27 protein-coding genes are annotated in these 23,344 nt (G+C 68.5%); 21 read left to right on the forward strand and 6 right to left on the reverse strand.

The annotated features are described in order from the left end of the window. The first annotated feature begins 263 nt into the window (after positions 1 to 263). On the forward strand, positions 264 to 1,637 hold the full coding sequence (dnaB, locus tag P3F85_RS16340) for a replicative DNA helicase (RefSeq protein ID WP_374008896.1): 1,374 nt from the start codon (positions 264 to 266) through the stop codon (positions 1,635 to 1,637). 69 nt (positions 1,638 to 1,706) lie between these two features. Next, positions 1,707 to 2,243 (forward strand): hypothetical protein, encoded by a 537-nt coding sequence (locus P3F85_RS16345; RefSeq protein ID WP_374008897.1) that lies wholly within the window; start codon positions 1,707 to 1,709, stop codon positions 2,241 to 2,243. Here P3F85_RS16345 and P3F85_RS16350 read toward each other — a convergent pair. Further along, positions 2,164 to 2,904, reverse strand: coding sequence for a Pr6Pr family membrane protein (locus P3F85_RS16350; RefSeq protein WP_374008898.1), 741 nt, complete (start codon positions 2,902 to 2,904; stop codon positions 2,164 to 2,166). The genes P3F85_RS16345 and P3F85_RS16350 overlap by 80 nt on opposite strands. A gap of 97 nt (positions 2,905 to 3,001) precedes the next feature. On the opposite strand from P3F85_RS16350, the gene P3F85_RS16355 reads away from it, so the two are divergent. Together P3F85_RS16355 and P3F85_RS16360 are read left to right on the forward strand one after the other, a co-directional pair. Continuing rightward, complete coding sequence (locus tag P3F85_RS16355) at positions 3,002 to 3,604, forward strand: DUF308 domain-containing protein (protein ID WP_374008899.1); 603 nt, start codon at positions 3,002 to 3,004, stop codon at positions 3,602 to 3,604. 26 nt (positions 3,605 to 3,630) lie between these two features. Next, positions 3,631 to 3,933 (forward strand): hypothetical protein, encoded by a 303-nt coding sequence (locus tag P3F85_RS16360; protein ID WP_374008900.1) that lies wholly within the window; start codon positions 3,631 to 3,633, stop codon positions 3,931 to 3,933. Positions 3,934 to 3,971: 38 nt separating this feature from the next. Here P3F85_RS16360 and purB read toward each other — a convergent pair whose 3' ends face one another. Then, positions 3,972 to 5,351: an adenylosuccinate lyase gene (gene purB / locus P3F85_RS16365; protein ID WP_374008901.1), complete on the reverse strand. Its 1,380-nt coding sequence runs from the start codon at positions 5,349 to 5,351 to the stop codon at positions 3,972 to 3,974. Between the two features lie 87 nt (positions 5,352 to 5,438). Continuing rightward, entirely contained in the window at positions 5,439 to 5,825 is a 387-nt protein-coding gene (locus tag P3F85_RS16370; protein WP_374008902.1) for a phage holin family protein, read from the reverse strand. Positions 5,826 to 5,880: 55 nt separating this feature from the next. On the opposite strand from P3F85_RS16370, the gene P3F85_RS16375 reads away from it, so the two are divergent. The 14 genes from P3F85_RS16375 to P3F85_RS16440 all read left to right on the forward strand — a co-directional run bounded on the left by P3F85_RS16375 (position 5,881) and on the right by P3F85_RS16440 (position 18,078). After that, entirely contained in the window at positions 5,881 to 6,357 is a 477-nt protein-coding gene (locus P3F85_RS16375) for a hypothetical protein (protein ID WP_374008903.1), read from the forward strand. 43 nt (positions 6,358 to 6,400) lie between these two features. Next, positions 6,401 to 7,510, forward strand: a complete 1,110-nt coding sequence (locus P3F85_RS16380; protein WP_374008904.1) for a pyridoxal phosphate-dependent aminotransferase — start codon at positions 6,401 to 6,403, stop codon at positions 7,508 to 7,510. Positions 7,511 to 7,514: 4 nt separating this feature from the next. Beyond that, a complete protein-coding gene (locus P3F85_RS16385) occupies positions 7,515 to 8,654 on the forward strand; it encodes a thiamine pyrophosphate-dependent dehydrogenase E1 component subunit alpha (RefSeq protein WP_374008905.1) in 1,140 nt (379 codons plus the stop codon). A 362-nt stretch (positions 8,655 to 9,016) separates the two neighbouring features. Beyond that, positions 9,017 to 9,976: an alpha-ketoacid dehydrogenase subunit beta gene (locus P3F85_RS16390; protein WP_374010961.1), complete on the forward strand. Its 960-nt coding sequence runs from the start codon at positions 9,017 to 9,019 to the stop codon at positions 9,974 to 9,976. Between the two features lie 55 nt (positions 9,977 to 10,031). Beyond that, on the forward strand, positions 10,032 to 11,468 hold the full coding sequence (locus P3F85_RS16395; RefSeq protein WP_374008906.1) for a dihydrolipoamide acetyltransferase family protein: 1,437 nt from the start codon (positions 10,032 to 10,034) through the stop codon (positions 11,466 to 11,468). Between the two features lie 109 nt (positions 11,469 to 11,577). After that, entirely contained in the window at positions 11,578 to 12,483 is a 906-nt protein-coding gene (locus tag P3F85_RS16400; RefSeq protein WP_374008907.1) for a metal ABC transporter solute-binding protein, Zn/Mn family, read from the forward strand. Beyond that, positions 12,480 to 13,340, forward strand: a complete 861-nt coding sequence (locus tag P3F85_RS16405) for a metal ABC transporter ATP-binding protein (RefSeq protein WP_374008908.1) — start codon at positions 12,480 to 12,482, stop codon at positions 13,338 to 13,340. The genes P3F85_RS16400 and P3F85_RS16405 overlap by 4 nt, the downstream gene beginning before the upstream one ends. Beyond that, the gene (locus tag P3F85_RS16410; RefSeq protein WP_374008909.1) at positions 13,337 to 14,224 is read left to right on the forward strand and encodes a metal ABC transporter permease; all 888 of its coding nucleotides are present in this window, start codon (positions 13,337 to 13,339) and stop codon (positions 14,222 to 14,224) included. Before P3F85_RS16405 ends, P3F85_RS16410 begins: the two co-directional genes overlap by 4 nt. A gap of 6 nt (positions 14,225 to 14,230) precedes the next feature. Continuing rightward, positions 14,231 to 14,647, forward strand: coding sequence for a Fur family transcriptional regulator (locus P3F85_RS16415; protein WP_374008910.1), 417 nt, complete (start codon positions 14,231 to 14,233; stop codon positions 14,645 to 14,647). A gap of 138 nt (positions 14,648 to 14,785) precedes the next feature. Further along, positions 14,786 to 15,022, forward strand: coding sequence for a 50S ribosomal protein L28 (rpmB, locus tag P3F85_RS16420; protein WP_018188988.1), 237 nt, complete (start codon positions 14,786 to 14,788; stop codon positions 15,020 to 15,022). Further along, the gene (gene rpmG / locus P3F85_RS16425; protein WP_085367414.1) at positions 15,022 to 15,189 is read left to right on the forward strand and encodes a 50S ribosomal protein L33; all 168 of its coding nucleotides are present in this window, start codon (positions 15,022 to 15,024) and stop codon (positions 15,187 to 15,189) included. Before rpmB ends, rpmG begins: the two co-directional genes overlap by 1 nt. A gap of 2 nt (positions 15,190 to 15,191) precedes the next feature. Continuing rightward, complete coding sequence (gene rpsN, locus P3F85_RS16430) at positions 15,192 to 15,497, forward strand: 30S ribosomal protein S14 (protein ID WP_374008911.1); 306 nt, start codon at positions 15,192 to 15,194, stop codon at positions 15,495 to 15,497. A gap of 210 nt (positions 15,498 to 15,707) precedes the next feature. Further along, positions 15,708 to 15,992, forward strand: coding sequence for an HU family DNA-binding protein (locus tag P3F85_RS16435; RefSeq protein WP_090039575.1), 285 nt, complete (start codon positions 15,708 to 15,710; stop codon positions 15,990 to 15,992). 172 nt (positions 15,993 to 16,164) lie between these two features. Beyond that, the gene (locus tag P3F85_RS16440; RefSeq protein ID WP_374010962.1) at positions 16,165 to 18,078 is read left to right on the forward strand and encodes a cytochrome c oxidase assembly protein; all 1,914 of its coding nucleotides are present in this window, start codon (positions 16,165 to 16,167) and stop codon (positions 18,076 to 18,078) included. On the opposite strand, the gene P3F85_RS16445 is transcribed toward P3F85_RS16440, so the two are convergent. After that, complete coding sequence (locus P3F85_RS16445) at positions 18,075 to 19,121, reverse strand: hypothetical protein (protein ID WP_374008912.1); 1,047 nt, start codon at positions 19,119 to 19,121, stop codon at positions 18,075 to 18,077. The genes P3F85_RS16440 and P3F85_RS16445 overlap by 4 nt on opposite strands. A gap of 94 nt (positions 19,122 to 19,215) precedes the next feature. On the opposite strand from P3F85_RS16445, the gene P3F85_RS16450 reads away from it, so the two are divergent. After that, positions 19,216 to 20,526 carry an ATP-dependent RecD-like DNA helicase gene (locus tag P3F85_RS16450; protein WP_374008913.1) on the forward strand — a complete coding sequence of 437 codons (1,311 nt, stop codon included), beginning with the start codon at positions 19,216 to 19,218 and terminating at the stop codon, positions 20,524 to 20,526. A 25-nt stretch (positions 20,527 to 20,551) separates the two neighbouring features. Then, entirely contained in the window at positions 20,552 to 20,905 is a 354-nt protein-coding gene (locus tag P3F85_RS16455) for an FHA domain-containing protein (RefSeq protein WP_374008914.1), read from the forward strand. A 15-nt stretch (positions 20,906 to 20,920) separates the two neighbouring features. Here P3F85_RS16455 and P3F85_RS16460 read toward each other — a convergent pair whose 3' ends face one another. Both P3F85_RS16460 and P3F85_RS16465 read right to left on the reverse strand, forming a co-directional pair. Further along, positions 20,921 to 21,466: a hypothetical protein gene (locus P3F85_RS16460; protein ID WP_374008915.1), complete on the reverse strand. Its 546-nt coding sequence runs from the start codon at positions 21,464 to 21,466 to the stop codon at positions 20,921 to 20,923. Between the two features lie 29 nt (positions 21,467 to 21,495). Beyond that, positions 21,496 to 21,909, reverse strand: coding sequence for a DUF4383 domain-containing protein (locus P3F85_RS16465; RefSeq protein ID WP_374008916.1), 414 nt, complete (start codon positions 21,907 to 21,909; stop codon positions 21,496 to 21,498). Positions 21,910 to 22,071: 162 nt separating this feature from the next. Here P3F85_RS16465 and P3F85_RS16470 point away from each other — a divergent pair, with 162 nt between their 5' ends. Continuing rightward, the gene (locus P3F85_RS16470) at positions 22,072 to 23,343 is read left to right on the forward strand and encodes a serine hydrolase domain-containing protein (protein ID WP_374008917.1); all 1,272 of its coding nucleotides are present in this window, start codon (positions 22,072 to 22,074) and stop codon (positions 23,341 to 23,343) included. Position 23,344: the final 1 nt, after the last annotated feature.

Here is a 23,344-nt window from a genome sequence, read left to right on the forward strand (position 1 = left end):
GTCCCCAGGTTTCTACACAGCTTCTACACACGCTCCACGGCGTTTCGCGCACGTTCTCCCCAGTTTTATCCACAGGCTGAGTTGTGCACATCCAAGAGGCGTTCGTATGGTGGACCGACGTCAGCGGACGACCGCCGCGCAAGCGGGAATGTCAGAGGTCGTCCCGACAATCGAGCCGTGGCAGTCGCGCGCGTGACGAGTGCGAGCTGAAGCCCCGCGTGGTCCCGTCGTGCCTCAACGCACGCGAGAAGTGAGGAATGAACGTGTCGATCGCCCATATCGGTCTCGCCGACAGTCGTGACCCGGGTGACGCCCGTTCCTCGGAGCGCACTCCCCCGCACGACCTGCTCGCCGAACAGAGCGCGCTCGGGGGCATGCTGCTCAGCAAGGACGCTGTTGCAGACGTCGTCGAGGTCATCCGCGGCACCGACTTCTACATCCCCAAGCACGAGATCATCTACGACGCCATCCTGTCGCTCTACTCGCACGGCGAGCCGACGGACGTGATCACCGTCACCGACGAGCTGACCAAGATCGGCGAGCTGTCCCGTGCGGGTGGGGCCGAATACCTGCACACCCTCACCAGCCTCGTGCCCACCGCAGCCAACGCCGGCTACTACGCCAACATCGTCGGCGAGAAGGCGCTGCTGCGTCGCCTGGTCGAGGCCGGCACGCGGATCACGCAGATGGGTTACAAGGCCGAGGGCGAGGTGCTCGACCTCGTCAACAACGCCCAGGCGGAGATCTACTCGGTGACCGGGACGCAGGAGACGGAGGACTACGTCCCGCTGACCGAGGCGGTGACCGTCGCGATCGACGAGATCGAGGCGGCCAAGCACAAGGACGGCTCGATGACCGGTGTCCCCACCGGGTTCGCGGAACTCGACGAGCTCACGAACGGCCTCCACCCGGGTCAGATGGTGATCGTGGCCGCGCGTCCCGCGCTCGGTAAGTCGACACTTGCTCTCGACTTCGCACGCGCCGCGGCGATCAAGCACGACATGCCGACCATCTTCTTCTCACTCGAGATGGGCCGCAGCGAGATCGCGATGCGCCTGCTGTCGGCAGAGGCGTCGGTGCCGCTGCAGAACATGCGAAAGGGAACGGTCGACACCCGGGACTGGACGACCATCGCGTCCACACGCGGCCGCATCAACGACGCTCCGCTCTACATCGACGACAGCCCCAACATGACGCTGGTCGAGATCCGCGCGAAGTGCCGCCGCCTCAAGCAGCGCGTCGGCCTCAAGATGGTGATCATCGACTACCTGCAGCTCATGACGAGCGGCAAGCGCGTGGAGAGCCGCCAGCAGGAGGTCAGCGAGTTCTCGCGAGCACTGAAGCTTCTCGCCAAGGAGCTCCAGGTGCCGGTGATCGCCCTGTCGCAGCTGAACCGTGGCCCCGAGCAGCGCGCCGACAAGCTCCCCGCTCTGAGCGACCTGCGCGAATCGGGATCGATCGAGCAGGACGCCGACATGGTCATCCTGCTTCACCGCGAGTCCGCCTACGAGAAGGACAACCCCCGCGCGGGCGAGGCGGACCTGATCGTGGCCAAGCACCGAAACGGCCCGACGCGGACGGTGACCGTCGCCTTCCAGGGCCACTACTCGCGCTTCACGGACATGGCCCCGATCTAACGCCGCCGGCTGTCTGGATCATCCTCTCGGAGGACGCGCGGGGCACCGGGGCACCCTTTCAATAGAGGGATGATCGGCATCCTCCTCCCCGTACTGCTGGGCGCGGGCAGCGTGGCGCTCGCTCTCGTGGCGTTCGCGGTGGCCTTCACCTGGCCGGCGTTGCTGCGTCCGATCCGGGGGCTGCGAACCGACGCGGGACGCATCCGCGCCTCGGCGGGTCTGGGTCTCGTGCTGCTGCTCGCCGCGACGCTGATCTACGTGATCCCCGGTGTTCTGCTGCGGGATCCGCTCGGACTCCTTCTCGCCCTGCCGGTGATCGCGCTGTGGCTGATCGCGGCGCTCGCGCTCGCCGTGCGCGGGCTCGTGATCCAGGGAGTAGCGCGGGCGATCTCGTATGCGTTCGCCGTCGTCGCGGGGTGCGGCGCGGCAGCCGGGATCGTCTCCGCCGTCCTGACGCAGCACGGAGTCGCCGATACCGTCACTCCGACGGGTGCGTTCCTCCTGGCGGTGGGTGGGCTGGCAGCCGTCATCCAGTGGGCGCGTGCCGAGGATCCCGAGCCGCGTCCTGCGCGCCCCGCGCGTCCGGCGCGTCCGACCGCCGTCTGACGCTCCACCGGCGCGAGATCCACACGACGCCGTAGCCCGCAGCAAGGATGACGACGGCGATCAGCACCACGTAGAACGCCACCGAGAGGTATCCGTTCGGGCTGGTCTGCGGGTTGAGGAACGGATACGGGTACCACGGTTGCTTCCCGGTGACCGGCTCGGCGGCGAACGGCGCGCGGATCAGCGTGTACAGGGCCCACACGATCGGGAACACCGCGATCCCCCATACGGCGCGCGGCCGGAGCGGGGTGCGGCCGGGAGCGAACAGCCAGTCGATCAGCAGGTACAGGGGCGCGACCACGTGAAGGATCTCGTTCGACCAGCCGACGGTGGTGCCCTGCGGAAGCGGGATATTGCGCAGCAGCAGGTTGTAGACCACCCCGGTCGTCACCAGGTACGTGACCGCGGCCGCGCGGAGCGCCGTGAACCACCCCGGGTCGTCCCCCCGCCGCACGAGGAGCAGCACGGCGCCGATCCCGAGCACCACGATCCCGAGGACGTTCGAGTCGATCGTGAAGAAGCTGAAGAAGTTCAGAACCAGGCCGACCACGTTGCCGCCGCGCTGGCTCGTCGAGTGGATGCTGGTGCCCAGCTGGGCGATGACGGCCGCGAGCATCAGGAGGAAGACCACCGCGCGCAGTGCCGCGAAACCGATTCGCATGCCGCGATCGTAGCGAGCGCGCGCCCGCGGATGCGGCGAACGCGCAGGAACCCGCCGACTAGACTGGAGGGCGAATCCGTACGAAAGAGGTCGCCTCGTGGCTACCGCCGTTCCCGCCCAGAACACCAGCGCGCACGCGCACACCCGGTACTGGGTCGTCCCCGCCGTCCGGGCCGTCGTGGCCCTCGCCGCCGGGGCGGTCATCACCTTCACGCGGGACGCGCACACCGCGACGTTCGGGCTGGTCGTCTTCGGGATCTTCGCCCTGGTCGACGGCCTGGCGACCGGCATCCTGAGCTGGATGCTGGCGGGCCGCAGGCTCACCCGCACGCTCTTCGCGGCCCAGGGGGCGATCGGCGTCCTCGCGGGCGTGTTCGCCCTCGCCCTGTCCGGCGGGGGTCTCGGCCTCTTCCTCTACCTGGTGACCGTGTGGGCGGCGCTCACCGGCTTCCTCGAGCTCTACAACGGCATCCGGGAGCGCACCCGGGATGCAGCGGCCCGCGACTGGCTCATCACCGGCGCGATCACGGCCGTGCTCGCGCTCGTGCTCCTCTTCGCCCCGGCCGACGCCATCCTCGCGATCGGGCTCTTCGGCGCGTGGGCGGTCGTCGTCGGCGTCTTCCAGGGCATCGGCGCGGCCACGCTGCGGTCTGCGGCACGCGACGGCGCGAAAGGCCCCGGAGTGGAGAGCGGATCGTGACTTCGCGCGACAAGAAAGACCCCCGAGTGACTCAGAACCTCCAGCCCAGCCGTCGTGACCGCTTCCTGCCGGTCGAGCTCCTGGGGATCTCCGCCGGCCTTGCCGTCTTCGTCGGGCTCATCGTCCTGATGGCGACGCGCGAATTCGTGCTCGCCGGAATCGCGCTCGGTGTGACTTTCATCGTCGCCCTCGTGCTGCTGGCGCTCTTCGCGCTCGCCTTCAAGCCGACCGAGGCCGAGGTTGAGGACATCCACGAACAGGATGCCGAGGCTCGCGCCAAGGCCGCTCAGGCCCGCGCGGAAGGCGACGACCGCCCGCGCGGGCACTGACCGGCGCGCACTGACCGGCGCGTGCCGGCCGGCAGCCGTCAGAGGTAGTCGACCAGCTCGGACGCCAGTCCGACGTACCCGGCGGGCGTGAGTGCGAGGAGGCGGTTCTTCGCCGCCTGGCCGATCTCGAGCCCGTTGACGAACTCGGTCAACGCCGCCTGATCGACGCGCTTGCCGCGCGTCAGCTCCTTCAGCAGGGCGTACGGGTCGGCGATCGTCGAGCGGCCGGCGGTCACCTCCGCGCGAATCACGGTCTGGATGGCCTCCGCGAGCACCTCCCAGTTGGCGTCGAGGTCGGCGGCGAGCACGTCCCGGTCGAGAGTGATCTGACCGAGGCCGCGCTCGATGTTGTCGAGCGCGAGCAGCGAGTGACCGAGGCCGACGCCGATGTTGCGCTGGGTGGTCGAGTCGGTCAGGTCTCGCTGGAGGCGGCTCGTGACCAGCGTCGCGGCGAGCGAGTCGAGCACCGCGCTCGAGAGCTCGAGGTTGGCCTCGGCGTTCTCGAACCGGATCGGGTTCACCTTGTGCGGCATGGTGGAGGACCCTGTCGCGCCGGCTTCGGGCACCTGACGGAAGTACCCGAGCGAGATGTAGGTCCAGATGTCGGTGCAGAGGTTGTGCAGGATGCGGTTCGCGTGCGAGATGCGGGCGTACAGCTCGGCCTGCCAGTCGTGCGACTCGATCTGCGTGGTCAGGGGGTTCCAGTCGAGGCCGAGGCTCTCGACGAACTCGCGCGAGATCCGGGGCCAGTCGGCATCCGGGTCGGCGATGAGGTGGGCCGCGAAGGTACCGGTGGCGCCGCTGAACTTGCCGAGGTGGACGCCCGCTTCGATCTGGGTGCGCACCCGCTCCAGCCGGTGGACGAACACCGCGAGCTCTTTGCCCATCGTCGTCGGCGTGGCCGGCTGCCCGTGCGTGCGGGCCAGCATCGCGTCGCCGCGGTACTGCTTCGCCTGCGCACGCAGCTCGGCGATGACCGCGCGGAACTTCGGGAGCCACGATTCCCGCACCGCCGCGCTCACCGTCAGCGCGTAGGAGAGGTTGTTGATGTCTTCACTGGTCGCCGCGAAGTGCGTCAACTCGGCGATGCGGTCGAGGCCGAGCGCGTGCAGCCGCTCCCGCACCAGGTACTCGACGGCCTTGACGTCGTGCTTGGTCGTCGCCTCGAGCTCGGCGAGGCGGTCGATCTCGGGCTGCCCGAATTCGTCGGCGAGGGCACGGAGGGCGCGCTTCTGCTCGTCGGTCAGGGGTTCCGAGCCGAACATCCTGTGCTCGGTCAGGTAGATGAGCCATTCGACCTCGACCTGGACGCGCGCACGGTTCAGGCCGGCCTCGGAGAGGTGGTCGCCGAGTCCGACGACGGCGGACCGGTAGCGGCCGTCGAGGGGACTGAGCGGCTGGGGAGGCAGGGCGGTCATGGTGCTCCTCGCGGAATCAGGCGGCGGGTACCCCACCATTCTCCCGCACGCGAGGTGGACCCGCCGACTCGCGGCGGCCGCTGCAGCTCAGTCGCGGCGCGCTGGGCGGACGATGAGGCCCAGCAGCCAGGCGATGATGCCGAGCACAAGGGCGCCCAGGATGCCGGACCAGAAGCCGTCGATGTGCAGTCCGAAGCCGAGCGCATCGCTGATCCACGACACGATGAAGAGCAGGAACGCGTTGACGAGCAGCGAGATCAGCCCCAGGGTCAGGATGTACAGCGGGAAGGCGACGATCCGGATGACCGTGCCGACGATGGCGTTCACGACGCCGAAGATCAGCGCGATGAGCAGGTACGTCAGCACGAGCGCGGTCGTGTCGGGCGCGTACGGCTTCACGGTGACGCCGCTGACGATCAGCGTCGTGAGCCAGAGGGCGAGGGCGTTGATGATCAGTCTGAGCAGGAATCGCATGGCAACATCCTCTCAGCCCGCGGCGGCCGGGGTACAGGGGCACTAGAGTCGGGGCGTGTCGACATCGCACGGTATCGCCGCTCAGCGGCCCAGTCGCGAGAAGAAGACGTATCCACCTCTGCAGGGGTGGCCGTTGCGTGTGATGAACCCGTGGCACAAGTTCGGTTTCATCGTGGCGATGTTGGCGCTCAACTTCGCGCTGGCAGCGTTGCTGCGACCCGGGCTCCCGGTCGTCGCTGCCGAGCTGATCCTCCAGGTGGAGTCGACTGCGCTCCTCGTCGCACTCGCCCGGTCCTTCCGGGGAGCTGATGAGCCCGTGGCACCGCCTCGACCGTGGTGGCGCCTGACCGCACGTCCCCTCGCCGGGTGGTGGCTCGGAGGACTACATCTTTTGGCGGTCGTAGATGTCGCGTTCGAATCACCTCACAGTGTCGCTGAATGGATGAGCGTCCCGGCTTTCGTGTTCCTGGGTCTCGCTTTCGTCAACTCGTCGATTCGACTCACCGCCCGGAAGCGTCGTCCACAGCTCTGAGGTAATTCCCCTCGGCGTATGCGGGCGCGGCTAAGTTGGGTCTGTGACTTCCGAAGACACGCTCGGCGTGAGACTGCGCCCTGAGATCGTCGCCGTTCCCGCCTACAAGCAGGGGCGGCCGGCGCCGGCGGACGGCTTCAAGCTGTCGAGCAACGAGAACCCCTACCCTCCCCTCCCCTCGGTGGTGGAGGCCGTGGCGGCGACCCTGCAGGAGCTGAACCGCTATCCCAACGCGGGCGGGGCGGACCTCCGCGCGCGGCTGGCCGAGCGGCATGGCGTCGGCGTCGATGAGGTGCACCTGGGCAGCGGTTCGGTCGCGCTGCTGTCGCAGTTGATCTCGGCGGCCGCGGGCGTGGGCGACGAGGTCGTGTACTCCTGGAGGTCGTTCGAGGCGTATCCGGGACTGGTGACGGTGGCGGGGGCCACGAGCGTCCCGGTGCCGAACCGGGCGGACGGCAGCCACGACCTGGATGCGATGGCCGCGGCGATCACCGAGCGCACGCGCGTCGTGATCGTGTGCAGCCCCAACAACCCGACCGGCACGATCGTGACCGCCGCGGACTTCGACACCTTCATGACTCGGGTCCCCTCCGACCTGCTCGTGCTGCTCGATGAGGCCTACTACGAGTTCGTCACCGACGACGCAGCAGTGGATGGAATCCCGCTTCTCTCGCGCTACCCCAACCTGGTCGTGCTGCGCACGTTCTCCAAGGCCTACGGTCTGGCGGCGCTGCGCATCGGCTACGCGGTGGGCCCCGCCGCAGTGCTGAACGCTGCCCGCTCGGCCGCCATCCCCCTGTCGGTCACTGACGCGTCGCGCGTCGCCGCCCTGGCGTCGATCGACGCCGAGGACGAGTTGATGGAGCGGGTGGCTCGCGTGGCCATGCTCCGGGATCGCCTTCGGGATGCGCTGCTCGAGCAGGGGTGGGCGGTACCGGAGGCGCAGGGCAACTTCGTCTGGCTCGCGACCGGTGAAGAGACCACAGCGGCGAACGACGCCTTCTTCGACGCGGGACTCACGGTCCGCGCGTTCCCGCCGGAGGGCATCCGCATCAGCGTGGGAGAAGAAGCGTCTGTGGACAAACTCCTGCAGGTTGCCGAAGATATTGTGCGGAAGCTACCAAATGGGCACCCCGGCAAGAGGTTAGGTTAGGACGGTGGCTGCGACGAACGAGATCCCGCGCCCGGCGAACACGGTCCAGCTGCTCACCGCAGACGGCCGTTTCCAGCCGAGCGAGACGTCGGCTGAGTACCTCCCCTACCTGGAGCGGCTCGACGAGAACGACTACCGCCGCTTCTATCGTGACATGGTGCGCGTCCGAGCATTCGACGACGAAGCCGCCAACCTTCAGAAGCAGGGGCAGCTGGGGCTGTGGGTTCCCAGCCGTGGCCAGGAGGGCGCCCAGGTCGGCTCCGCGCACGCGGCGAAGCCGCAGGACCACCTCTTCCCGACCTACCGCGAGCACGTCGTCGGCATGATCCGCGGGATCGACCCGATCGGCATCATCGGGCTGCTGCGCGGAACGACGCACGGCGGATGGGACCCGACGGACCCGGCCGTCGGCAACTTCCACCTCTACACGCTGGTGATCGGTTCGCAGACGCTGCACGCGACCGGCTACGCGATGGGTATGAAGTTCGACGGCAAGGTGGGCACCGGCGACCCCACCCAGGACGAGGCGTCAATCGTCTACTTCGGCGACGGAGCCACCAGCCAGGGCGACGTGAGCGAGGCCTACGTCTTCGCGGCGAGCTACCAGACCCCGCAGGTCTTTTTCCTCCAGAACAACCACTGGGCGATCTCCGTGCCGGTGAGCACGCAGTCGCGCACCCCGCTCTATCTGCGGTCCAGCGGGTTCGGCATCCCGGGCGTGCAGATCGACGGCAACGACGTGCTCGCCGCGTATGCCGTGACCGCCAAGCACCTGGACGACGCGCGCAACGGCGAGGGACCGAGCATGATCGAGGCCCTCACCTACCGCATGGGCGCGCACACCTCCAGCGACGACCCGACCAAGTACCGCAGCGACGACGAGGTGACGTACTGGGCGGAGCGCGACCCGATCCTCCGCTTCCGCGTGTTCCTGGAGCAGCAGGGCGTCGGCCAGGCGTTCTTCGACAGCGCGGACGAAGAGGGAGCGGACCTCGCGTCCGACATCCGTCGCCGCACCCTGGAGCTCGCACCGCCCGCCGCCGCGTCGATGTTCGACCATGTCTACAGTGAGCCGCATCCCGTGACCGAGGAGCAGCGACGCTGGCTCCTCGACTACGAGGCATCGTTCGGAGGCGACGCATGAGCGACGTGAGAAGCGAGGCCGAGTATGTGGAGGCCGAATTGATCGAGGAACAGCCGGCCGAGGGTACCGAAGCGGACAGCGCGTCGCTCGACACGCAGGCCATCGATGTCGTCGAGATCGTCGAGAGCGACCCGGACTCGCGCGTCCTCGAAGAGCACGTGGCCGAGCAGGAGTGGACCCGGGAGTTCGTGATCGACGACGAGCAGACCGAGACGGAGACCGCACCCGACGCGGATACCGCGCACGCGGACGCGCAGGCGTCCGCCGAGGTCGGCCCGGAGGACGCAGCGGCGGAGCACGCCGAGGTCGCGCCGGAGACGACGACCGAAGCCGCTCCCGAGCCGCGCATCCAATCGCTGCCGATGGTCAAGGCGCTGAACGCCGGCCTCCGGCGCGCGCTCGCCGACGACCCGAAGGTGATCCTCCTGGGCGAGGACATCGGACCGCTCGGCGGCGTCTTCCGCGTGACCGAGGGGTTGCAGAAGGAATTCGGTCTGCAGCGCGTGGTCGACACCCCGCTCGCCGAGGCCGGCATCATCGGCACGGCGATCGGCCTCGCGATGCGCGGCTACCGCCCGGTCGTCGAGATCCAGTTCAACGGATTCGTCTTCCCCGGGTTCGACCAGATCACCACCCAGCTGGCCAAGATGACGAACCGGCACAACGGGCGCCTTCCGTTCCCGGTGGTCATCCGCATCCCGCACGGCGGTCACATCGGGGCGGTCGAGCACCACCAGGAGGCGCCGGAAGCGTACTTCGCCCACACGGCGGGCCTGCGAGTCGTGGCTCCGTCGACGCCGCACGACGCCTACTGGATGATCCAGGAGGCCATCCGTTCCGACGATCCCGTCGTCTTCTTCGAGCCGATGAGCCGCTACTGGCCGAAGGGCGAGGTCGACACCGTCGAGAACCCGACGCCGCTCCATGCCAGCCGCGTGGTCCGCACCGGAACCGACGCGACGATCGTCGCGTGGGCCGGCATGGTCAGCGTGGCTCTCCGAGCCGCGGAGCTCGCAGCCGAGGAGGGACGGAGCCTCGAGGTCATCGACCTCCGGTCGCTCTCCCCCGTCGACTACGGTCCCGTCATCGCGTCCGTGCAGAAGACCGGCCGTCTGATCATCGCTCAGGAGGCACCGGGCAACGTGTCCGTCGGCTCCGAGGTGGCCGCGACGATCGCCGAGAAGGCGTTCTACTCGCTGGAGGCGCCGGTGCTGCGCGTCGCCGGGTTCGACGTCCCGTTCCCGCCGGCCAAGCTCGAAGAGCTGTACCTCCCCGACGCCGATCGCATCCTCGAGGCCGTCGACCGGGCGCTGGCGTACTGATCACCGCCGGCGGAGCACGCCGAATGGACGCCGAATTGACAGAGAGAAGTCGCACATGAGCGAGTCCCAGTTCCTCCTGCCCGATGTGGGCGAGGGCCTGACCGAGGCGGAGATCGTCTCGTGGAAGGTCGCGCCCGGTGAGCAGGTCGCAGTGAACCAGGTGATCGTCGAGATCGAGACCGCGAAGTCGCTCGTCGAGCTGCCGTCGCCCTTCGAGGGAACGGTCGGCGAACTGCTGGTCACCGAGGGGCAGACCGTCGAAGTCGGGACCCCGATCTTCACGGTCACGTCGGGCGCCCAGGCGCCTCAGGAACCCGCTCAGGAGCCCGGGCCGGCGGATGAGATCGTCGCTGACGCCGCTTCCACGGTCTCCCACGAGGATGAGCCGAAGCCCGGCGCGGTGCTCGTCGGCTACGGATCGGCCGGTCACGGCGGCAGTCGCCGTCGCCGGGTGTCGCATCCTGGTACCGCGTCCATCCCGGTCGCGTTCACGGGGAGCATCGCCGTCGCGCCGTCCGCCGCCGCTGCTCCTGCGGTCGTCCCTGCCGTAGCTTCCGCTTCGGCGTCGCAGTCTGCGTCGGCCCCCCAGGCGCCGGCCGCACCCCGGACCGCCCCGCCCTCGCGTCCCAGCGGCCCCGTCGTGGCGAAGCCGCCCGTCCGGAAGCTCGCCAAGGACCTCGGCGTCGACCTCGGGCTGGTGACCCCCACCGGTCCGATCGGCGACGTGACGCGTGAGGACGTGCTGCGGGAGGCGACTCAGGTGAGCGTGTTCCGCAACATCGAGACGCCGCAGTGGCCGAACGACCGCGAGGACCGCATCCCGGTCAAGGGCGTCCGCAAGGCGATCGCCAACGCGATGACGTCGAGCGCGTTCACCGCCCCGCACGTCAGCCTCTTCGTCGACGTGGATGCGACGCGGACCATGGAGTTCGTCAAGCGTCTCAAGAACTCCCCCGATTTCGCGGGCATCAAAGTGTCGCCGCTGCTGATCATGGCGAAGGCCATGATCTGGGCCGTCCGGCGCAATCCCACGGTGAACTCGTCCTGGACGGATGAGGAGATCATCGTCCGCCACTACGTCAACCTCGGCATCGCAGCGGCCACCCCGCGTGGGCTGATCGTCCCGAACATCAAGGAAGCGCAGGGCATGACTCTGCTCGAGCTGGCCCGTTCGCTCGAACAGCTCACGCTGACGGCCCGGGACGGCAAGACTCCCCCGGCGGACATGAACGGCGGCACGATCACCATCACGAACATCGGTGTGTTCGGGATGGACACCGGCACGCCCATCCTGAACCCGGGTGAGGTCGGGATCGTGGCCCTCGGGACGATCAAGCAGAAGCCGTGGGTGGTGGATGGCGAGGTCCGTCCGCGCTTCGTGACGACGCTGGGCGCATCCTTCGACCACCGCGTCGTCGACGGGGATGTGGCATCGCGCTTCCTCGCGGATGTCGCGTCCATCATCGAGGAGCCCGCACTGCTGCTGGATTGAGCCGGCACGTGAGTGAGTTTGACAATCATTCTCAATAACGGCTAGCCTGTCGCTGTGCCCGCACTCGCGGGTACTCCCTTGTGTCGTTCGCGACTTAGACAGGCTTCCCATGAAGACGCGCTCCCTCGTCTCCTCACTCGCGCTCGCCGCCGGCATCGCACTGGTGGCCGCCGGCTGCGCCAGTTCATCCGCCGGAACCGATGACGGCACCGTCCGCGTGGTCGCCAGCACCAACGTGTACGGCGATATCGCGACCACGATCGGCGGCGATGCCGTCCGCGTCACCTCGCTCATGAGCGATCCGGCGCAGGACCCGCACTCGTTCGAGGCCAGCGCTCAGAACCAGCTGGCCGTGTCGAAGGCCGACGTCGTGATCGAGAACGGCGGCGGCTACGACCCGTTTATGCAGACCCTGCTGAAGGGCTCGAAGAACCAGGACACCACCGTGCTGAACGTCGTCGGCCTGTCGGGCAAGAAGCCGGTCGACGGCGAACTCAACGAGCACGTCTGGTACGACATCCCGACCGTGCAGAAGCTGACCGGCGCGCTGGTCCGTTCGCTCGCCGCGGCGGACCCGTCGAAGAGGGCGGTGTTCGAGAAGAACGGCGCGGCGCTCAGTGCGGGCCTGGATTCCCTCGAAGCCACAGAGGCGAAGCTGAAGCAGTCGTACGCGGGCGAGGGCGTCGCCATCACCGAGCCCGTCCCGCTCTACCTGCTGGAGGCGATCGGTCTCGTCGACAAGACGCCCGAGAGGTTCAGCGCAGCGATCGAGGAGGAGAACGACGTCTCCCCTGTCGTCCTCAAGGACACGCTGGAGCTGTTCACCGACCATCGGGTGAAGCTGCTCGCGTACAACGAGCAGACCACCAGCGCCGAGACGGAGCGGGTGCTCGCCGCCGCGAAGCACAACGGCATCCCCGTCGTGCCGGTGACCGAAACCCTCCCGAGCGGCAAGCACTACGTCGGGTGGATGCAGTCCACCCTGGATGCCATCGCATCGGCTCTGGCCTCATGAGCGAGCCGCTCGAGCGCGTGGCGCCGCCCTCCGACCGCGACGTCGTCCTCCGGCTGCGGGACGCGTCCCTCGGTTTCGGGGACAGGACGCTGTGGAGCGGCCTCGACTTGGACGTTCACGCAGGCGAGTTCGTCGCGGTGCTCGGCCCCAACGGATCCGGCAAGACGAGCCTGCTGCGCACCATCCTCGGCCAGCAGCAGCTGGATTCCGGCGAGATCGCATTCGAAGGCCACACCGTTCGCCGCGGAGACCGGCGTATCGGCTACATCCCGCAGCAGAAGCTCATCCCGTCCGGCACGCCGATGCGCGCGCGCGACCTGGTCGCCCTCGGCGTCAACGGGCATCGCTGGGGACTCCCGTTCCCCCGGCGTTCCGACCGCGAACAGGTCGACCGGCTCATCGACTCGGTCGGCGCTCGCCGCTACGCCGACTCCCCGGTCGGCTCGCTCTCGGGCGGCGAGCAGCAGCGCCTGCGGGTCGCACAGGCGCTTGCCGGGGACCCTGCGCTCCTGCTGTGCGACGAGCCGCTGCTCTCCCTCGATCTGCAGCACCAGCGCGGCGTCAGCGAACTCATCGACCGGAGACGCCGGGAGCACGACAGCGCCGTGGTGTTCGTCACGCACGACGTCAACCCGGTGCTCGGGATGGTGGACCGCGTCCTGTACCTGGCCGGCGGACGCTTCCGTACCGGCACCCCGGACGAGGTGCTGCGCAGCGATGTGCTGACCGACCTCTACGGCACCCCGGTCGACGTCATCCGCAGCCGTGGGCGCATCGTCGTCGTCGGCATCCCCGACGCCGAGACGCACGACCATCACGAGCACACCCGCGAGTCGCATCCGGAGCCGGCCGCATGATGCACCTGGATCTGTGGTCGCAGCTGTTCGACTTCACCGACTACGGCGAGCTGCTGCTGCTCGTCAAGAACTCGATCTTCGCCGGCGCCGTCCTCGGCATCGTCGGCGGCCTCATCGGCGTCTTCGTGATGCAACGGGATATGGCGTTCGCCGTTCACGGCATCAGCGAGCTGTCCTTCGCCGGTGCCGCGATCGCGCTGCTGCTGGGGGTGAATGTCGTCGCCGGATCGCTCGTCGGTTCGCTGATCGCCGCCATCCTGATCGGGCTGCTCGGCGCGAAAGCCAGGGACCGCAACTCGATCATCGCGGTGCTGATGCCGTTCGGGCTGGGGCTCGGCATCCTGGCGCTCGCGTTGTATCCCGGGCGCAGCGCCAACAAGTTCGGACTGCTCACCGGACAGATCGTGTCGGTCGACGACCCGCAACTCGGATCGTTGCTCATCATCGGCGCGATCGTGCTGATCGCTCTGCTCCTGATGTGGCGTCCGCTGACCTTCGACAGCCTGGACGCCGATGTCGCTGCCGCGCGCGGCATCCCGACCCGCTTCGTCGCCCTCGCCTTCATGGTGCTGCTCGGGCTCGCGGTCGCCGTCTCGGTCCAGATCGTGGGAGCGCTGCTCGTGCTGTCGCTGCTGGTGACCCCCGCGGCGGCGGCGATGCGCATCTCGTCCTCACCCCTCGGCGTGCCGGTGATCTCCGTCGTCTTCGCCCTCGTCTCGGTCGTCGGCGGGATCCTGCTGGCGCTGGGCAGCGCACTCCCGATCAGCCCGTACGTGACCACGATCTCGTTCCTGATCTACGTGGTGTGCCGCATCGTCGGAGGGCGACGCGACAAGCGCAGGACGGGCTCCGGTTCTCGGCGTCTCGTGAGCCAGGCGGGCTAGCCTGAGATGGTGAAGCGCAACACCTGGCAGCGGGAGGCTGTCCGCGAGGCTCTGACCGAGGCGCCCGGCTTCATCAGCGCGCAGGGCCTCCACATGAGCCTGCACGAGGCGGGCTCGCCCATCGGGCTCGCGACCGTCTACCGCGCCCTCGCCGACCTGGCGTCCGACGGGGACGCCGACTCGCTGCAGTCGCCGGAGGGCGAGAGCCTGTACCGGGCGTGCACCACGGGCCACCATCATCACCTGATCTGCCGCAACTGCGGGCTGACGGTCGAGATCGAAGCGGATGCGGTGGAGCTGTGGGCGCGTCAAGCCGCCGCTGCCCACGGCTTCACGCAGGCCCAGCACGTGGTCGACGTGTTCGGCCTCTGCGCCGCGTGCACGGCCCAGAGCGATTTGGCCGCCACTCCTTCCATGCCGTAGGATTGTTGATTGGTCGAGTGGGCCTCAACCGCTCGAATCGTGTACGGACCCCCCACATCTCTGAATGCGGGGAAGCCGTGCGCCGACAAGTGACCTTGGGTGGTGCCGTCCGGCATCACGGTATTGGAGAAGAAAGCAATGGCAGCAGTGTGCCAGGTGACAGGAGCCGTTCCCGGCTTCGGTCACAACATCTCGCACTCGCACCGACGCACGAAGCGCCGGTTCGACCCGAACATCCAGAAGAAGACGTACTACGTGCCGTCTCTTCGTCGTAATGTCACCCTGACGCTGAGCGCCAAGGGCATCAAGGTCATCGACGCCCGTGGCATCGAGTCCGTGGTCAAGGACCTCCTGGCCCGTGGGGAGAAGATCTAATGGCGAAGCAGCAGGACGTCCGTCCGATCATCAAGCTCCGTTCGACGGCAGGCACCGGTTACACCTACGTGACCAAGAAGAACCGTCGCAACAACCCCGACCGCCTCGTGCTCAAGAAGTACGACCCCGTAGTGCGTAAGCACGTCGACTTCCGAGAGGAGCGCTAAACATGGCCAAGAAGTCAAAGATCGCCAAGAACGAGCAGCGGAAGGTCATCGTTGCGCGCTACGCCACGAAGCGCGCCGACCTCAAGAAGGCCCTCGTCGACCCGAATGGCACCGACGAGTCCCGCGAGGCCGCCCGCCTCGGCCTGCAGAAGCTTCCCCGTGACGCCTCCCCGATCCGCGTTCGCAACCGCGACGCCGTCGACGGCCGTCCCCGCGGAAACCTCAGCAAGTTCGGTATCTCCCGTGTCCGCTTCCGCGACATGGCCCACCGCGGCGAGCTGCCCGGCATCACCAAGTCGAGTTGGTAAACCATCGCGACGACGCACTCGAGGGGCGTCCGGCTTCGGCCGGGCGCCCCTTTGTGGTCCCAATACGGGAAAGAAGGCCGCAAATCCGCGTGTTTCCGCGGGTTTCTGATACATTCGAGGCGGTCAACCGACCAAACGTATGGCCCAGCGTGGCCTCAACCGTTCCACAAATAGCTGTAGATCCAGCACAAGGTCCGAGGAGGACACTTCATGGCTGACAACCTGAACAAGACTGAGCTCGTCGCTGCCGTCGCTGCGGCGTCGGGTCAGAGCCAGGCCACTGTCTCGAGCGTCGTCGACGCATTCTTCAGCACCATCAGCGAGACCGTCGCCAAGGGCGGCAAGGTCACCATCCCGGGTTGGCTCGCCGCCGAGCGCAGCGAGACCGCTGCCCGCACCGGCCGCAACCCGCAGACGGGCGCGGAGATCTCGATCCCGGCCGGTCACCGCGTCAAGCTGACCGCGGGTTCGAAGCTCAAGGCTGCCGTCAAGTAGTCTTCCCCAGCTTGCCCGAGGGCGGTGCCGCATCACGCGGCACCGCCCTCGTCGTCTGTGCCGCAGTGCCGCTGTGGGCCGTCGCCCAGGAGCGTGGACGTAGGCTGGACAGGTGCCACGAATCCTCCGCGTGATCGGCCCTGCCGTGCTGCTGCTCGCCGGCGCGGTCGCGATGATCCTCGCGCTCGCATTCGGCGGTGGAGCGTCCGCTCCCCTTCTCGCCGACCCCGGTGCGCTCGTGCGCTGGGGGTTGCCCGCCGCGACCCTCGTGGTCAATCTCAGCCTCGCCGGCAGCGTGGGCGCCCTCGTGCTCGCCTGCTTCGCCTTCGCGCCCGATCGCGACGAGTACGGCAAGGCCCTCGACTTCGCCGCGGGCAGCGCGGGAGTGATGACGGTCGCGTCGGCGGCGACCGGCCTGTTCACCTTCGTGAGCGTCTCCAATGTCCCGTGGTCGTTCGATGCGACCTTCAGCAACGGGCTCAGTTCCTTCATCACCAGCGTCTCGCTCGGTCAGGCCTGGCTCGGGATCACGCTGATCGCGGCCGCTGTCACCGTCCTCTGCTTCGCGGTGCGCAACCAGACCGCGATCGTCTTCGTCACGCTCCTCGCCGTGGCGACCGTCGTGCCGATGGCCCAGCAGGGTCACAGCGCCGAGGCCGCGGGGCACGACGCGGCGGTGACCTCCTTCGGCCTGCACGTGCTCTTCGCGGCCATCTGGCTCGGTGGGCTCGTCACCCTGGTCGTCGTCAAGCAGACGCTGGGCGGAGGGCGGCTCGTCACCGTTCTGGAGCGCTACTCGACCATCGCGCTCATCTGCTTCATCGTCGTCGCCGCATCCGGATATGTGAACGCCGAACTCCGGGTCGGGACGCTCGCCGAGCTCGCGACGCCGTACGGCATCCTGGTGCTGGTCAAGGTGGCGGCCCTCGTCGTCCTGGGGCTGTTCGGTCTCACCCAGCGCCGCTACCTGATCGGGCGGCTCAAGACCTCGGGTGAGCCGAAGAGCTTCTGGTGGATCGTCGTCGCCGAGCTCGCGTTCATGGGGATCGCATCCGGTGTCGCCGCGGCTCTCGCGCGCACGGTGACGCCCGTCCCCCAGACCCGCGCGGCGACGCCGACTCCCGCCGAGATCCTCACCGGCGAGAAACTGCCGGCCCCGCTCGACTTCGAGCGCCTGTTCACCTCCTGGAACTTCGACCTGCTCTGGGTGCTGGCCTGCGCCTTCGGGCTGTTCTTCTACCTCGCCGGGGTGTGGCGCCTTCGCCGCCGCGGCGACGCGTGGCCCGTCTACCGCACCGTGCTCTGGGTACTCGGCCTCGCGCTGCTGTTCTACATCACCAACGGCGGGGTGAACGTCTACGAGAAGTACCTCTTCTCGGCCCACATGTCCGCGCACATGGTGCTGACGATGGCTGTGCCGTTGCTGCTCGTCCCGGGAGCGCCGGTCACACTGGCCGCGCGCGCGATCCACAAGCGGCGCGACGGATCGCGCGGTGGCAGGGAGTGGATGCTTCTCGCGGTGCACTCGCGCTTCGCCGCGATCATCTCCAACCCGATCGTCGCGGCGATCCTCTTCGCCGGCTCCCTCTGGGCGTTCTATTACACGCCGCTGTTCCGCTGGGCCACGACGGATCACATCGGGCACGAGTGGATGACCGTGCACTTCCTCATCACCGGGTACCTGTTCGTCCAGTCGCTGATCGGCATCGATCCCGTGAAGTACCGGCTGCCGTACCCGTTCCGGCTCCTGCTGCTACTTCTCACGATGGCGTTCCACGCGTTCTTCGGGCTGTCGATCATGCAGATGCACGGGCTCATGCTCGCCGACTGGTTCGGCGCGATGGGCCGTACCTGGGGCGATGCTCCGCTGATCGACCAGCAGGCGGCCGGAGGGATCGCCTGGAGCATCGGCGAGATCCCGACGGTGATCCTCGCGATCGTGGTCGCCATCCAGTGGAGCCGCAGCGACGAGCGCGAGACGAAGCGGAGCGATCGCAACGCCGACCGCACGGGTGACGCGGAGCTGAACGCGTACAACGAGCGGCTGGCCCGGATGGCGGATCGCGACAGCTCGGTCCGGCGCTAGGGTCCCTGGGCGACGACGATCGCCAGCGAACCATCGGGCCGCACGGTGACACGGCTGAGGCTCATGGCGAACGGCACGTCGTCGCTGCGCGGGGTCACCGTGCCGTCGAAGAGCGACTGCACCGTCACGTCGAGGTGGGCGACTCCCACCATCCGGCCGGTGACCCAGCTGTCGTCTCCCGCCTTCAACCGCACGACCGGGTAGGTCACCATCGACCAGGCGGGATCGCCCTGGACGCGGTCGTCGATCTCGACGCCGAACGGGCACCCGGCGGGCTGCAGCACCTTCTGCTCCGCACAGCTGTCAAGGAAGTTGTCGACCTGCTTCTGCACCGCTGTGGTGAACTCCAGGGTCGGCTGCCCGTCGACCACGGTCTCGCTCAGACGCCCGGGTGCCACCGACGTCGTCACCGGGGCGGCGCGGACGTACCGGGAGTCGTGCGAGAGTTCGAGCGGCGCCAGCGGCAGACCCAGGTAGTCGGCCGAGACGCTGAACGCGCCCGCCGGCTGGTCAGGGGAGGCGGCACGCGGGCTGACGGTGTGCCGGCCGACGGTGAAGTCGTCGGCGTGGGCGACAGTGATCCGTGCGACGCCCAGTGGGGTCGACGCGAACGCCCAGGTCGGCAGCACGCCGAGAGCGGAGCCGGACTGCCGCACGCGGAATTCGGCCGAGACCGGGCGTCCGGCGGCGGTGGCGTGGACGAGGACGGTGTGGACGCCGTCGCGGCCGGCCGTATCCGACACGACGGCGACATCCCGGATCGTGGGCAGGATGTCCGACCTCAGCAGTTCGCGGGAGGCGGCGGGGGGCAGTTCCGCGGCGGCCAGCGCAGAAGAGGTCGGCGCTGCTCCCGGCATCGCGAGGGCATCCGAGACACGATGCGCGGCGATGGAGGTGGCGAACGCCTCCACGAAACCGCTCGGGCTGTAGTACGCGCGCTGCACCGCACCGAAAGCGGCCACGAGCGCGCCGAGGAGGAGCACGGCGCATCCCGACCACAGCAGGACAGCGCGCCGCAGCGTGTGCGAGTCCCCCACAGCCATGAGGCCATCCTAGGGTCCTGTGGAGAAGCGGCAGGGGGCGGCCTGGCAGCGTTAGAGTAGTCCGGCAGGCCGGGCGAGACGGAAAGGGGAGGTCATGGGCCGTCCATCCCTCTCGCCGGAGCAGCAGGCGGTATTCGATCTGATCGAGGGCACCCGCGAGCACGTCTTCGTCACCGGCCGCGCGGGCACGGGCAAGTCGACGCTGCTCAACCATCTGGCGTGGAGCACGGAGAAGTCGCTCGTCATCTCGGCCCCCACCGGCGTCGCCGCACTGAATGTCGGCGGCCAGACCATCCACTCGTTGCTGCGGCTTCCGATCGGCGTGATCGCCGACCACGTCATCGACCAGAGCGCCGAACTCCGCAAACTGCTCAACAGCATCGACACACTCGTCATCGACGAGGTCTCCATGGTCAACGCCGACCTGATGGATGCGGTCGATCGCAGTCTCCGGCAGGCGCGCCAGCGTGCGGGCGAGCCGTTCGGCGGCGTGCAGGTGGTGCTGTTCGGCGACCCGTACCAGCTCGCGCCGGTGCCGGGAGACCGGGAGGAGCGCGCCTACTTCGCCGATACGTACCGCTCCATGTGGTTCTTCGATGCCAAGGTGTGGCAGGAGGCCGATCTGCGCATCGTCGAGCTCCTGCAGGTGCACCGGCAGCACGAGTCCGACTTCCGGTTCATGCTCAACGCCGTCCGGCACGGGCAGGTCACGAAGGAGATCGCCGACCGGCTGAACGAGGTGGGCGCCCGCCCGGCGCCGGATGACGGGACGATCACGCTCGCGACCCGCAACGACACCGTGAACCGGATCAACGCCCAGGCGCTCGGCCGGTTGCCGGGGCGGGTGCTGACCGCGAAGGCGGAGGTCAGCGGCGACTTCGGCGGGCGCAACTACCCGGCCGACGAGTCGCTCGAGCTCAAGGTGGGTGCGCAGGTCATGTTCCTGCGCAACGACGTCGGTCAGGGCGACGGTCCGCGCTGGGTCAACGGCACCATCGGCACGGTCACCAAGATCGACTCGAACGTGTACGTCGAGGTCGACGGCGAGGTGCACGAGGTGGAGCCGGCGATCTGGGAGAAATTCCGGTACAACTGGTCGCCCGAGACCAAGAAGCTGACCAAGGATGTGGTGGCCGAGTTCACGCAGTTCCCGCTGCGGCTGGCCTGGGCGGTCACCATCCACAAGTCGCAGGGCAAGACCTACGACGCGGCCATCGTCGACCTGGGCACGCGTGCGTTCACCTCGGGTCAGACCTACGTGGCGCTGAGCCGCATCACCACGCTCGAGGGTCTGTACCTGACCCGGCCGCTCCGCCCCAGCGACATCATGGTCGACCCGGACGTCGAGCGCTTCATGCGGGATGCGCGCCCCGTCGCCATGCCGGTCGCCGGAGCGGCGCGGTGAGCCGGACGACAGAGAGGGGACGAACGTGGCGGTGACCTTCGTGCTGGACTTCAGCGACGGCCAGCACCTGGAGACGAGCGGCAACGGAGTGATCGGCCGCAACCCGGCGGTTCACACTCCGGGCACCGAGATGGAGGACCCCGGGCACGTCGAACTCGTCACGGTCGGCGACGACGCCAAGTCGGTCTCGCGCGCTCACCTGGCGTTCGGCCAGTACGACGGGGTGTTCTGGGTCATGGACCTCGGCTCGGCGAACGGTACGACGATCACCTACCCGGGCGAAGGGACGTTCGCCTGCGATCCGAAGACCCGGCACGAGGTCGACCCCGGGTCGGTCGTGCGCTTCGGGGGCGAGTCGTTCGCCCTCACGCGACGCTGACCGTAGTCGGCGCGCTCAGTGGTGGTGGTGCACCGTCACAGCCGCGACGCCGGCGTCGGTGAATCCGAGGGCGGGGATCGCGATGGCGCTCACAGCGCACGCGCTCAGCAGCAGTGCGAGCACGAAACGCAGGGCGCCGGCGGGTGATGCCACGGGACGGCCGCGGCGGATCACCACGGCGGCGGTCGCTGCCACGGCCACATCCAGAACGGAGGCGGCACCCATCGGGATGAGGGGCAGTGCGATGGCGGTCCCTCCGGACGCGGTCGCGCCCGCGACGGCGAGGGTGGCCCACATCCCGACCGGCAGCAGGGCCAGAGCGGGGATGAGCCGGAACGCGAGCGGTAAATCCCGCGCCAGCGTGGATGCCGCCCAGACGATTTCCGCCAGTGCGATCAGCAGAAAGGCGGCGAGCAGAGCGGGAGGTGCGCTGGGAGCGAGCGCTGCATGAAGCAGTCCCGCCCCCAGCGCGGCCACGGCGAGGAACGCGCGGGTGGCCGGGCCCACCGCGACGGCCGTGCGGGCCGAGGCGGCGGGGGCTACCCGCAGCGTCCCCGTCATCCTGCTCATGGGAGCCGTGGCCCCGCCGATCAGGCGGCGGCCGTCGTGGCGCGGGTCCCGCGGTCGGCGCCGAGGCCGGTTCCGAGGAGGACGATCGCGCTCACGAGGTGCAGGAAGTGGTCGGGCGTGTTGAGCGCCAGGATGTTGGCGCCGGTGCCGACCAGGAAGAAGCCGACGATACCGAGGAGCAGGTACACGGCTCCGACCGTGGTGTTGACGGCCTTGGCGGCAGCCACGCGGGTGAGGCCGGCGATCAGCAGCGCTGCGCCGATGAGGAGGTGAGCGATGTTGTGCAGGGGGTTCACCTCGAAGATGCCGAGCAGCAGGCCACCCTTGGTGGCGACGAAACCGACGCCTCCGGTGACGGCGAAGCCGAGGAGCCCGACCAGCAGGTACACGGCTCCGAAGATCGTGGCCACGAGGCGGTTGGGTGATGTGCGCATTGTGTCGTTCCTTCCGTAGGACGGCGCACCGATGCGCGCCTCACTTCCCATTCGCAGCGTCGTCCCGATCGGATTGGGATAACAGCCCCTTGTGCGACGGGCAGGTTTCTGCCGCACGTTACAATCGCTGGACAGGCAGGCCGACCGCCAGGGGAAGAATCGATGCGACGAGACACGAAGTTCGGGCGTCTCGCGCTCGCCGCGACTGCCGGGCTCGTCGCTCTGGTGCTCGCCGGATGCACCTCTTCCGTGGGCAGTGGCGGCCAGCCGTCGCAGCAGTCCGGCGGTTTCTCGAAGGACGTCGAGAAGCGCCTGTCCTCCGCCGTCACCGACGCCATGACGCTGGCTGACGCGTCTGCCGGGTTCGCGGGAGTGTGGGCCCCGTGGGCGGGCAGCTGGACGACCGCGCAGGGGACGACGACGCGCAACGGCTCGAAGCCCGTGACGGAGGACATGGCGTTCCGCATCGGCCAGAACACGACCCCGATGACGTGCACGGTGCTCCTCGAACTCGTCGACGAGGGCCGCATCGGGCTCGACGACCCGCTCACGAAGTGGGTGCCCGGCCTGGTCGGCGTCGACGGCATCACGATGCGGGAGCTGTGCCAGAACACCTCCGGCATCAACGACTACATCGCCGCTCTGAACCCGAAGTTCCTGATGAACCCGACGCGCCAGTGGCCGCCGCTGGAGCTGGCGAGCGACGGCATCGCCATGCAGCGGCTCGGCAATCCCGGCGAGAAGTACGGCCGATCCGCGACCAACGCCGTCCTCGTCGGGATGGCGCTCCAGAACGTGACCAACAAGAGCTGGCAGCAGCTCTACAAGCAGTACATCTTCGACAAGCTCGGGATGAGCGCGAGTCTGCTCCCCGAGAGTGCGCAGCTGACGGTGCCCGGTCCTCACGCCGCCGGCTACTCGGTGGGGCTGGATGCCGCGGGCGCGATCGTCTGCGACCCCATGCGCGACGTGAGCCGGATGTCCCCCTCGCAGGGATGGACGTCAGGCGGCGTGATCTCGAACGTGAACGACCTCAAGACGTTCGGGCAGGCGCTTGCCAGCGGCAGCCTCCTGAGCGAGAAATCGCGGAAGGCGCAGGTCGACGCGATCGGCAACGGCGGCTCCTGGCAGCGCTACGGTCTCGGTGTGCAGATGCTCGGACCGCTGCGGGGCAGCAGCGGCGCGGTGCCCGGATACCTCTCGGCTGTCTTCTCCGACCCCGCGTCCGGGCTGACGATCGTGGTCGCCCTGAACAACTCGACTCCCGGACCGGCGTTCGCGCAGCTGCTGGCCCAGCGGCTGGCCTCCATCGCGTCCAAACTCCCGGCCCAGCAGAAGGGCGCGAAGGTCGTCGCCTCGCTCCCCTGGTCGGAGCAGCAGGCGATCGACGAGATGACGAAGAGCGCGCCGTGCCCGGCCAAGAAGGCCGGCTGAG

This window comes from Leifsonia sp. T36S-04, assembly GCF_042465655.1.
GTDB lineage: Bacteria > Actinomycetota > Actinomycetes > Actinomycetales > Microbacteriaceae > Leifsonia.